This window comes from Amycolatopsis pittospori, assembly GCF_013870525.1.
Taxonomy (GTDB): Bacteria; Actinomycetota; Actinomycetes; order Mycobacteriales; family Pseudonocardiaceae; genus Amycolatopsis; species Amycolatopsis pittospori.
Genome location: NZ_JACBXD010000046.1, coordinates 54,943 through 61,494 on the forward strand (window position 1 = coordinate 54,943; position 6,552 = coordinate 61,494).

A 6,552-nucleotide genomic window follows, 5' to 3' on the forward strand; every position below is an offset into this window, starting at 1 on the left:
GGGTTTCTGTCGGTGGGTCCGGTTAGGGTCTGCCGCGGCAGACCGACCAGGAAGGACATCCCGTCATGACCACTCTCGACAATCGGCCGAACACCGCGCTCCTCGTCGTCGACGTCCAAAACGGCGTCGTCGACGAAGGCCACGAGCGCGACGCGGTGGTCGCGAACATCGGTGCTCTCGTCGGCAAGGCGCGGACGGAAGGGGTCCCGGTCGTCTGGGTACAGCATTCCGACGAGGAACTCGTGCAGGGGAGCCACGAGTGGAGCATCGTCGGAGAGTTGACCCGGGACGACGCCGAGCCGCTCGTCGAGAAGTCCTATGGGGATTCCTTCGAGGACACGGATCTGGAGAAGGTGCTGGCCGAACGCGGAGTCGGACGTCTGGTGGTAGTCGGGGCGGAGACCGACGCCTGCATCCGCTCGACGCTGCACGGTGCCCTGGTCCGCGGCTACGACGCGACGTTGGTCGGCGACGCCCATACGACCGTCGACAAGACGGCAGGGGGATCGCCGACGCCGGACGTGGTCATCGCCCACACGAACCACTACTGGCGGTATCAGAGCGCGCCGGGCCGGAAGGGAGGGACGGTCGAGACCGAGAACGTCGATTTCGGCGGCTGAGCCGTTTCACGGCAGGCCCGACCACCTCGCGATCAGCAGACCCGCGTCGAGGCTGAACTTGTTGCCGCAATGGGACTTCACAGCCTGAAGCACGCGTCGAGCCGTCTCGGGCGGCAGCTGTGCGATGTTGTGGTCCAGGCAGTCGGCGAACGGGAACGGTTCGCCGTGGGTGTCGCGCGCGCCGGAGAGGCCCGCGGTGTGCAGGACCAGGAGATCGCCGGGCCGCAGCCGGGCGGTCGCGATCCGCGCGGCCGGACCGGAACCGAACGGCAGACGCCGTCCACCGTCCAATGTGGTCTGTGTTCGGCCGCCCAGCACGATCGGTGATTCCCGGCCCGCTTCGAGATAGCGGAGCCCGCCGTCGGCGAGATCCAGTTCGGCCAGCGTGCCGCGGACGGTGAGCGAGCCGTCGAACTGCGTCGAAAGCGCTTTGTCGACAGCGGCTTCCTGGTCGGGCAGAGTCAGGCCCGCGCGGCGGGCGGAGCGATAGGCCGCGAGCGCCGTCGAGACCGCCAGCCCCGCGGATTCCGTGTCGCGGCCGGCGTCGAAGAGTGCCAAGCACGCGGTCGATGCGGACAACGAGTAGTCGAAGACGACCCCGCGGACCTCGTAGGCGGGTTCGAGACCACCGGCGACCACGACGCTGTTCGTCGCCGCGGTCGACGGGGGGAGGCTCTGCCAGAGCAGTTCCGCGGCCGGGTCGCGCCGGCGTCGGCGACGGACCACGTCGAGCCCGTCCCCGTACCGCGTCGCGACCGCGAGCAGCCGTCCGGCCAGCATCGCCAGCCATTGGCACTGGTCGCGTAGCGCGGGGTCACGGAGATCCGCTTCGGGGCCGGGTACGAGCTCCAGGACACCCATCCGCTCGTCGCCGTCGAGCAGGGTCGCCCACAACCGCGGCCCTTCCGCTTCTTCGACGAGGACACTGTCGGCGTGCTGGTAGGCGTAGCCCGCCGTGGTGGTTTCGATGGCCAGCGGCGCCCTGTCCGGCCTCTCTTCGGCGAGGAACGGCCGCAGTGACCGCTGGTCGTAGTCGGCGAGGTAGACGGTGACCACGAGGCCGAGCGACTGCGCCGCCATGGCGATCACCGCGGGCAGGCGCTCGGGAGGTGCCCGGCGAGCGCCGTCGAGCAGCCCCACCAGCGCGGCCAGTGGCCCGCGGGGCCGCGTGTCCTCACCGGTCCCGCGGCTGTACGGCGCCCTGCGCACGCCCGTGACCTCGTCGAGCCGTTCGTTGACCGCGTGGGCCACCATGTCCCGCTGGATTCTGGGCAGATTCGTCAGTCCCTGGAGGAACGCCTCCAGTTCGAGTTCGCTCACGTCGCCACCGAGGGCGAAGTACCTCAGCCACAGTTGTTCCAGCGTGAGCCCGGTACGCGCGAAGCACGCGGCTACGACCCGACGCTGTTCGTCTGCCGGGAGCGAGACCAAGACCATCACCCCCGAAGTGTCGGCACCGTTGCTAAGGGGTACCAACCGGCCCGCGATGTGAAACATGATCCGGTGCCCGAGTGGGTACCCAGACCGAGGAGAGGACAGGAGACACGCCATGGACGGACCCGAGCTGGCGCGCCCGGTGCTGCCACTCGACGACGTGACCACCGCCCTCGAAGGCCTGATGGAGATCCTCCAGGGAGAGGACGACCTGGGGATACTGCTCGATCGGATCTGCCACGAGGTGGTGCGGGCCCTGCCGGACGTCGACGAGGCCTCCGTCACCCTGCTCTGCGACGGGAACCCGCATACGGCCGTCGCCACCGCCGACATAGCCATCGAGCTCGACCGTGACCAGTACCGGCTGGGCGATGGCCCGTGCCTGGAAGCGGGCCGGACCGGGGAGATCGTGCGGGTGGCGGTCCGCGAATCGGCCGAGCGCTGGCCCGAGTTCGCGGTCAGCGCCAAACAAGCCGGCTTCGGGAGCTTCCTCGCTGCGCCGCTTTCGGTGAGCGAGCGCCTGTCGGGCGCGGTGAACTGCTTCGGAGCCCAGAACGACGGCTACGCCGAACTCGACGCGCGGCTGCTGGAGCTTTACACGACCGCGGTCGAAGCGATCCTGCGGACCTACACCCGGTACCTCGAAGCCAGGGAGACCATCCAGCAGCTCCAGACGGCGCTGACGTCGCGCGCCATCATCGACCAGGCCAAGGGCGTCCTCATGGCCGTGCGCCAGATCGACGCCGACGAGGCGTTCTCGTTGCTGGTGGCGCAGTCCCAGCGGGAGAACATCAAGTTACGCCAGGTGGCGGAACGGTTCATCGCCAACGTGACCGGCAAGGTCGGGCCGGGACGACCGGAACGTGGGTCGCGGTAGGCGGGGTGATCCCATTCGGCTAAGGTCGGCTTCCGAAAGCGGTTCTGAGCGTTGAGAAGTTAGCGCCGATCCGCCGGTAACCGGGTTGGTTGCGGCGGTTGATGGTGCGCGCTCGGCGCCGGTTCCCGCCGGTGACTCCCGTGGTGCATCACGCCGATGTGCAGAAGTGGGAGAGGCGGGCTTTGGCTGATGAAAGCGACTGGCAGCAGGACAAGAACCGATTCGTCGAGGGTGTCGGCGACGGCGATCTGCCAGTGACCTCCGAGAACGGTGCCCGGCTCATCGCCGGGCCACTGGTGACCCAATTCGTCTCCCTGACCAGGGCCTTGCTGGATTCGGGCTCGGTCGCGGCGGTACTCGAACGGGTGGTCTTCGCCACCCGTGACCTGGTGCCGGGAGCGGATCTGGTCAGCGTCACCCTGCGGGATCCCGACGGTGGGTTCCACACGCCGGTGCGCACCGACGAGATCGCCGCCGAATTGGATCAGTTGCAGTACCAGTACGGCGAAGGGGCCTGTGTCGAAGCGGCACGGGCTTCGGGACCGGCGGCGGCCTTCAGCGACGACCTCGCCGAAGACGTCCGCTGGCCGCGGTTCGGGCCGGCCGCCGCGACGCTCGGCTTCCACTCGCTGATCTCGACGGCCTTGTTGCCCGACGCGTCGAGTTCCCAGCTTTCGGGCGCGCTGAACGTCTACTCGCGACGACCGCACGGCATCGCCCGCGCGGACCGGGATGTGTTGTTGCTGCTGGCGACGCACGCGTCGCTGGCACTGGCGACGACGCACGCGGTCACGCGCGGTCAGCTCCAGGAGGAACAGCTTCAGCAGGCGCTGGACAGCAGGGACGCCATCGGCCAGGCCAAGGGGATCCTGATGGCGCGGCGCGGGATCGACGCGGCGGACGCGTTCGAGGTACTGCGGAACACGTCGCAGAACATGAACATCAAACTCCGGGAACTGGCGGAGATGCTGTCCAAACGACATACGGAAATCCACCTGCCGGAGTGAGTCCCGCGGCGCCGCTACCATCGCGAGCATGGGACTCGACGAACTGGAGCTGTCGCGGACGTTCGCATGGCGCGGTCGTTCCGTGGCGTGGGAACGCCTCGGCGAAGGCGCCCCGGTCGTGCTGTGCCACGGGACACCGTGGTCGGCGCGACTGTGGGCGCCTTTCGCGCGGGCGCTCAGCCGTGAATTCACCGTCCACGTCTGGGATATGCCGGGTTACGGACGCTCGTCGAAAGACCCCGCCCACGCCGTGGATCTCGGTACCCAGGGCGAACTTTTCGCCGATCTGCTGGGACATTGGGGGCTGACCGCCCCGCATGTGATCGCCCACGACTACGGCGGCGCCGTTTCGCTGCGCGCGAAACTGCTGCACGGCTCCGAATACGCGTCGCTCGCGCTGGTGGACGTCGTCGCGCTGCGGCCTTGGGGTTCGGAGTTCTTCCGGCTCGTCGCGGAGAACGCGGAGGTCTTCCAGGCGCAGCCCCCGACGGTGCACAAGGGTGCCCTGGAGTCCTACATCGGGACGGCCTCCCATCGTGGTCTCACCGACGCGCAACTGGCCACGCTGACCGGGCCTTGGCTGGACGCCGAGGGGCAACGCGCCTTCTACCGGCAGATCGCCGAGGCGGACGTCCGGTACACCGACGAGATCCAGGACCGCTATCCCGAACTCGCGTTGCCGGTGAAGGTGATCTGGGGTGCGGACGACACCTGGATCCCGGTGGACCGGGCGGAACGGCTCGCCGCCGCGATTCCGGGCTCGATCCTGGACGTCATCGAAGGCGCCGGGCATCTGATCCAGTACGACGCCCCGGTCGAACTGGCCTTTTCCCTGCACCGCTGGCTCACCGCGGAAGTGGACCGGTGGGGACCCGGCGGGAGCGGAAGCTGAAACGTCAGAGCAAGATCAACATCGCGTAGTCGAAATATTAGAAATCGTCTACGTGATATCCGGCGACGTAGGCGTTCGAAAGCAGCCCTCCGTGACATTCCGCGGTCGACGGTCCGAAACCGCGCGGAACCCAATGACCTGCGGTGTACCAAAAGGACGATCCAGAAGCGCAGTGGGCGACCACCCGGTAGGAATCCGACGGTCGGGGCAGGGAAAAGCAGGTCATGGAAATGCCTTCACCGAAGAGCAATCCGTAGCGGCTGCTGTCGCAGCCGTACGGCGGGAACTTGCTCTCGGTCGCCGCGGACGCCGGCGAACCGGCCAGGGTTCCGGCCGCCGAAAGGGCGGCCAAGACTAAAGCGGCGATTTTCTTCTTCATTGCTTTCTCCCGGGGATCGTTCCCAATGGAAAGCTCAGATTAGCCGCACGGAAGAATTGTCGTGAATTCATCGGGCAGGTGAAACGAGAACGCGAGCGGTGAACCGCGCTGCTCCGAAAGAGCGTCCCCCGACCCTCTTCCGAGTTCGCCGGTCCCCTTTCGGCCTAGTGTCGCCGGTAGTGCGCCGGAGACGTGATCGTGGCGCGATCCTCGTAGGAGCCCGGCCTGCCGCGGTCGACGTGGAACGTCGTCAGGGTGCTCACCGGCGAACGCGGGTCGCGCCGGTCGCCGATCACGCGCATATGCGTGCTCCAGCGACGCGGGGTGACCTCGTAGACGTCGTAGCCGTAGCGGTCGCCCTCGAAGTACTTGAGGTGCGGGTTCGCCGCGCCCATCTTCGGGCCGTTCGTGGCGTTCCACTCGGGGGAGTAGGCGCCGGAGGAGACCGAGTGCGCGGTGAACTCCGTGCCGATCACCGGGCCTGCCGGGTCGGCGAAGTCGGGGCGGATGTCGTCGACGAACGCGGAATGCCAGTCGCCGGTGATCACCACCAGGTCTTCGAGGCCGCTCTGGGCCACGTGGGTCAGGACCTCCTTGCGTTCGGCGAGGAAGCCGTCCCACTGGTCGGTGAACATGTAGCCGCCGCCACCCGGTTCGGCGAGCTGGCTCAGCATGATCGAGTTCACCCAGCAGTGCCAGGCCTCGCCCGCCCCGGTCACCTGGTCCTTGAGCCACGCCTTCTGGTCCGCGCCGAGGATCGTGCCGTCCGGCAGGTTCTGCGCCGACCGGTACTGCCGGAGGTCCAAAATAGACAGATCGAGCAGGTCGCCCCACCGGCGCTGCCGGTGGATCCGCGGTGTCGCCGGATGGTCCGGCCGCACCGGCATATGTTCGAACCAGGCCTGATACGCCGCCGATCGCCTGGCCCGCAGCGACGGAGTGGTGCCGCTGTAGTCGTTGACCACCTCGTGGTCGTCCCAGGTGATGAACCACGGGTGGGCCGCGTGGGCGTCCCGCAGCGAAGGGTCGGACTTGTAGAGCGCGTGCCGCCGCCGGTACGCCGGCAGGGTCAGGACCTCGGGTCCCTCGTGGTCGCGCAGCGGGTTCCCGCCGACCTGACCGTGCTCGTAGACGTAGTCGCCGAGGTGGACGACGAAATCGAGGTCCTCCCGCGCGATCCCGGCGTGCGCGGCGTAGAACCCGTCGTGGAAGGCCTGGCAGTTGGCCGAGGCGAACCGCACCCGCCGGACCGGCCCGACGGGCGCGGTACGGGTGCGGCCCACGCGGCTGACCTTGCCGAGTGCCTGGAAGCGGTAGTAGTACTGCGCGCCCGGCTCCAGCCC

General features: G+C 68.2%; 7 protein-coding genes. 4 read left to right on the top strand and 3 right to left on the bottom strand.

What is annotated here, in order from left to right:
* Window positions 1-65 precede the first annotated feature (65 nt).
* Window positions 66-620 carry an isochorismatase family protein gene (locus tag H5J31_RS24430; RefSeq protein WP_181774968.1) on the top strand — a complete coding sequence of 185 codons (555 nt, stop codon included), beginning with the start codon at window positions 66-68 and terminating at the stop codon, window positions 618-620.
* 6 nt (window positions 621-626) lie between these two features.
* Here the strand turns inward: H5J31_RS24430 and H5J31_RS24435 are convergent, their stop codons facing one another.
* Window positions 627-2,057: a PP2C family protein-serine/threonine phosphatase gene (locus tag H5J31_RS24435; protein WP_236005360.1), complete on the bottom strand. Its 1,431-nt coding sequence runs from the start codon at window positions 2,055-2,057 to the stop codon at window positions 627-629.
* A 112-nt stretch (window positions 2,058-2,169) separates the two neighbouring features.
* On the opposite strand from H5J31_RS24435, the gene H5J31_RS24440 reads away from it, so the two are divergent.
* From H5J31_RS24440 to H5J31_RS24450, 3 genes are all read left to right on the top strand, one after another.
* Complete coding sequence (locus H5J31_RS24440; protein ID WP_181774970.1) at window positions 2,170-2,931, top strand: GAF and ANTAR domain-containing protein; 762 nt, start codon at window positions 2,170-2,172, stop codon at window positions 2,929-2,931.
* A gap of 182 nt (window positions 2,932-3,113) precedes the next feature.
* A complete protein-coding gene (locus H5J31_RS24445; protein ID WP_407925056.1) occupies window positions 3,114-3,938 on the top strand; it encodes an ANTAR domain-containing protein in 825 nt (274 codons plus the stop codon).
* A 28-nt stretch (window positions 3,939-3,966) separates the two neighbouring features.
* The gene (locus H5J31_RS24450; protein ID WP_181774972.1) at window positions 3,967-4,830 is read left to right on the top strand and encodes an alpha/beta fold hydrolase; all 864 of its coding nucleotides are present in this window, start codon (window positions 3,967-3,969) and stop codon (window positions 4,828-4,830) included.
* A 37-nt stretch (window positions 4,831-4,867) separates the two neighbouring features.
* Here H5J31_RS24450 and H5J31_RS24455 read toward each other — a convergent pair whose 3' ends face one another.
* Window positions 4,868-5,209 carry a hypothetical protein gene (locus tag H5J31_RS24455; RefSeq protein WP_181774973.1) on the bottom strand — a complete coding sequence of 114 codons (342 nt, stop codon included), beginning with the start codon at window positions 5,207-5,209 and terminating at the stop codon, window positions 4,868-4,870.
* A 164-nt stretch (window positions 5,210-5,373) separates the two neighbouring features.
* On the bottom strand, window positions 5,374-6,552 hold a 1,179-nt coding region (locus tag H5J31_RS24460), incomplete at its 5' end, for an alkaline phosphatase D family protein (RefSeq protein WP_181774974.1).

Coding starts and splice junctions, on each gene's coding strand:
- H5J31_RS24450 (WP_181774972.1), top strand. CDS start 3,967: ATGGGACTCGACGAACTGGAGCTGTCGCGGACGTTCGCATGGCGCGGT.
- H5J31_RS24440 (WP_181774970.1), top strand. CDS start 2,170: ATGGACGGACCCGAGCTGGCGCGCCCGGTGCTGCCACTCGACGACGTG.
- H5J31_RS24430 (WP_181774968.1), top strand. CDS start 66: ATGACCACTCTCGACAATCGGCCGAACACCGCGCTCCTCGTCGTCGAC.
- H5J31_RS24435 (WP_236005360.1), bottom strand. CDS start 2,057: ATGGTCTTGGTCTCGCTCCCGGCAGACGAACAGCGTCGGGTCGTAGCC.
- H5J31_RS24455 (WP_181774973.1), bottom strand. CDS start 5,209: ATGAAGAAGAAAATCGCCGCTTTAGTCTTGGCCGCCCTTTCGGCGGCC.